Below are 4,084 nucleotides of genomic sequence, written 5' to 3' on the forward strand. Positions count from 1 at the left end.
TTGGCAACGTCCGTTGTAATCAGGAAATTTCATGGAAAATCAACCTAAGTTGAATAGCAGTAAAGAAGTTATCGCATTTCTGGCCGAGCGTTTCCCGCAGTGCTTCAGCGCTGAAGGTGAAGCGCGTCCTCTGAAAGTCGGTATCTTTCAGGATCTGGTCGCGCGCGTTGAGGGGGAGATGAACCTCAGCAAAACGCAGCTTCGTTCTGCCTTGCGCCTTTATACCTCGAGCTGGCGTTACCTGTACGGTATCAAGCCGGGTGCGACCCGTGTCGACCTTGACGGCAACCCGTGTGGTGAGCTGGACGAGCAGCACGTAGAACATGCGCGTAAGCAGCTTGAAGAAGCCAAAGCTCGCGTTCAGGCACAGCGTGCTGAACAGCAGACCAAAAAACGCGAAGCCGCAGCGGCAAACGGTCAGGAAGACGCCCCTCGTCGCGAGCGTAAACCGCGTCCGGCACCGCGTCGTACTGAAAATAACGATCGCAAACCGCGTGCTGACAAACCAGCAGCTAAAGCCCCACGTGCGCCGCGCGAAGAGCCGCGCCACACCCCAGTTTCGGACATCAACGCCCTGAGCGTAGGTCAGTCTCTGAAGGTTAAAGCGGGTAACAATGCGATGGATGCCACCGTACTGGAAATCACCAAAGATGGCGTTCGTGTACAGCTGACTTCTGGTATGTCAATGATTGTGCGCGCAGAACACTTGTTGTTCTGAAACGGAGGCCGAGCCTGGCATGAACACTTTTTTTAAGCTCACCGCGCTGGCTGGCCTGTTTGCTATAACAGGCCACGCTTTCGCTGTGGACGATATTACGCGTGTTGATCAAATTCCGGTTCTTAAGGAAGAAACTCAGCACGCGACGGTGAGTGAGCGCGTGACGTCGCGCTTTACTCGTTCGCACTATCGTCAGTTCGATCTCGATCAGGCCTTTTCGGCCAAAATCTTTGACCGTTATCTGAACTTGCTGGATTACAGCCATAACGTACTGCTGGCCAGCGATGTCGAACAGTTCGCTAAACGCAAATCCGAAGTGGGTGATGAGCTGCGCTCCGGAAAGCTGGATCTTTTCTACGATCTGTACAACTTATCGCAAAAGCGCCGTTTTGAGCGTTATCAATACGCGCTGAAAGTGCTGGAACGTCCGATGGACTTCACCGGCAACGACACCTTTAATCTGGACCGCAGCAAAGCGCCATGGCCGAAAGATGAGGCTGAACTGAATGCGCTGTGGGACGGAAAAGTCAAATATGACGAACTGAGCCTCAAGCTCACAGGCAAAGACGAGAAAGAGATCCGTGAGACGTTAAACCGTCGCTACAAATTCGCAATTCGTCGTCTGGCGCAGACCAACAGTGAAGATGTTTTCTCGCTGGCGATGACCGCGTTTGCGCACGAAATTGATCCGCACACTAATTATCTCTCTCCACGTAACACCGAACAGTTCAATACCGAAATGAGCCTGTCTCTGGAAGGTATCGGTGCTGTGCTTCAGATGGACGATGACTACACCGTTATCAACTCCATGGTAGCTGGTGGCCCTGCGTCGAAAAGCAAAGCGATCAGCGTAGGCGACCGTATTGTCGGTGTAGGTCAAACCGGAAAGAGCATGGTGGACGTGATTGGCTGGCGACTTGATGACGTAGTTGCGTTGATCAAAGGGCCGAAGGGCAGCAAAGTTCGCCTGGAGATCCTGCCTGCCGGAAAGGGGACCAAAACCCGTATCGTTACTCTGACCCGTGAGCGTATCCGTCTGGAAGATCGCGCGGTGAAAATGTCGGTGAAAACCGTGGGTAAAGAGAAGGTTGGCGTTCTGGATATCCCTGGCTTCTACGTTGGCCTGACCGATGATGTGAAAGTGCAGCTCCAGAAGCTTGAAAAGCAGAATGTCAGCAGTGTGATCATCGACCTGCGCAGCAACGGCGGCGGGGCATTGACCGAGGCCGTCTCGCTCTCCGGGCTGTTTATCCCGTCTGGCCCGGTGGTTCAGGTGCGCGATAACAACGGTAAAGTGCGTGAAGATGCCGATACCGATGGCGTGGTCTACTATAAGGGGCCGCTGGTGGTGCTGGTCGATCGCTTCAGCGCCTCTGCATCGGAAATCTTCGCTGCTGCCATGCAGGATTACGGCCGGGCGTTAATCGTCGGCGAACCGACGTTTGGCAAGGGCACCGTTCAGCAGTACCGCTCTCTGAACCGTATTTACGACCAGATGCTGCGTCCTGAATGGCCGGCGCTGGGCTCAGTACAGTACACCATTCAGAAGTTTTACCGTGTTAACGGCGGCAGTACGCAGCGCAAAGGCGTGACGCCGGACATCATGATGCCGACAGGTACCGAAGAGACGGAAACGGGCGAGAAGTTTGAAGATAACGCGCTGCCGTGGGATAGCATTGATGCCGCGACATTCGTGAAATCGGGTGATATGAAACAGTTCGGTCCGGAACTGCTGAAAAATCACAATGACCGCATCGGGAAGGATCCGGAATTCCAGTACATCATGAAGGACATCGCGCGTTTCAACGCTCTGAAAGCGAAACGGAACATTGTCTCTCTGAACTACGCCCAGCGTGAGAAAGAGAACAATGAAGATGACGCGACACGTCTGGCGCGTATCAACGATCGCTTCAAACGTGAAGGCAAGCCTCTGCTCAAAAAACTGGACGATCTGCCTAAGGATTACCAGGAGCCCGATCCGTATCTGGACGAGACGGTGCATATCGCGCTTGATCTCGCGAAGCTGGAAAAAGAGAAACCTGCCGTACAACCTGCTCCGACAAAATAATCCCCCAACAGGCACAAGAAATTGTGCCTGTTTCTTTTTGTTCCTCATCCTTCCGTCAGGCAGATTTCCAATTGTGTAAAGTTGTGTCTTTCTGGTGACTTACGCCGTCTGGATGCTTGAAAATAGCCGCAATACCCATACGATGTGGGTAATCGCATAGTGCGTTTTGTTAAACTGAGGTTAAAAGAATATTATGATGCGAATCGCGCTCTTCCTGCTCACCAACCTGGCGGTGATGGTGGTATTCGGGCTGGTGCTAAGCCTGACGGGAATTCAGTCGAGCAGCGTTCAGGGTCTGTTGATTATGGCGCTGCTGTTTGGTTTCGGCGGCTCTTTCATTTCACTGCTGATGTCGAAGTGGATGGCACTGAAATCCGTGGGCGGTGAAGTTATTGAGCAGCCGCGTAACGATATGGAACAGTGGTTGATGAGCACGGTTGCTCAGCAGTCAAAGCAGGCGGGCATAGCCATGCCGCAGGTGGCGATCTACCACGCGCCGGATATCAACGCGTTTGCTACCGGTGCGCGTCGTGACGCGTCCCTGGTGGCCGTCAGTACCGGTCTGCTGCAAAACATGAGCCGTGACGAAGCGGAAGCGGTTATTGCTCACGAGATCAGCCATATCGCTAACGGCGATATGGTCACCATGACCTTGATCCAGGGCGTGGTGAACACCTTCGTTATCTTTATTTCCCGTATTCTGGCGCAGATTGCTGCCGGATTTATGGGTGGCAACCGTGATGAGGGTGAAGAGAGCAACGGTAACCCGCTGATCTATTTCGCTGTTTCAATGGTGCTGGAGCTGGTGTTCGGTATCCTGGCAAGCATCATTACCATGTGGTTCTCCCGTCATCGTGAGTTCCACGCGGATGCCGGTTCTGCGAAACTGGTGGGTCGTGAGAAGATGATTGCTGCGCTGCAACGTCTGAAAACCAGCTACGAGCCGCAGGAAGCAAACAGCATGATGGCCTTCTGCATCAATGGTAAATCAAAGTCGCTGAGCGAGCTGTTTATGTCACACCCGCCGCTGGATAAACGTATTGAAGCGCTGCGAAGCGGCGAATACCTGAAGTAATCCCGCCGGATGAAAAAAACCGGGCAGGAGACAATCTCCGCCCGGTTTTTTTATGCCTGCGCCTTTGGCTGGGTCACACGAAGGCCGCTAATGATAGCCGCGAGGGTCGCCAGTGTCCCTGCGGTAATCAGCGCAACGTGTGTCGCATTTTGCCCGGCAAGGTTAAACATCAACGCCACCATTGCGGCCCCGGTGCTCTGCCCTAACAGTCTTGCCGTACCCA

3 protein-coding genes and 1 pseudogene are annotated in these 4,084 nt (G+C 53.6%); 3 read left to right on the forward strand and 1 reads right to left on the reverse strand.

Annotated elements, in window-relative coordinates:
• Positions 1–31: 31 nt before the first annotated feature.
• From proQ to htpX, 3 genes are all read left to right on the forward strand, one after another.
• Positions 32–718 (forward strand): RNA chaperone ProQ, encoded by a 687-nt coding sequence (proQ, locus tag HP459_RS21775; RefSeq protein ID WP_171936824.1) that lies wholly within the window; start codon positions 32–34, stop codon positions 716–718.
• A 19-nt stretch (positions 719–737) separates the two neighbouring features.
• Entirely contained in the window at positions 738–2,786 is a 2,049-nt protein-coding gene (prc, locus tag HP459_RS21780) for a carboxy terminal-processing peptidase (RefSeq protein WP_003859896.1), read from the forward strand.
• Between the two features lie 193 nt (positions 2,787–2,979).
• Positions 2,980–3,861: a protease HtpX gene (gene htpX / locus HP459_RS21785; protein WP_003859899.1), complete on the forward strand. Its 882-nt coding sequence runs from the start codon at positions 2,980–2,982 to the stop codon at positions 3,859–3,861.
• A 50-nt stretch (positions 3,862–3,911) separates the two neighbouring features.
• Here the strand turns inward: htpX and HP459_RS21790 are convergent.
• Positions 3,912–4,084 (reverse strand): annotated as a pseudogene (locus HP459_RS21790) (MFS transporter); the annotation flags it as partial.

Origin of the sequence: Enterobacter sp. CM29, assembly GCF_013179605.1 — a bacterium.
GTDB lineage: Bacteria > Pseudomonadota > Gammaproteobacteria > Enterobacterales > Enterobacteriaceae > Enterobacter > Enterobacter intestinihominis.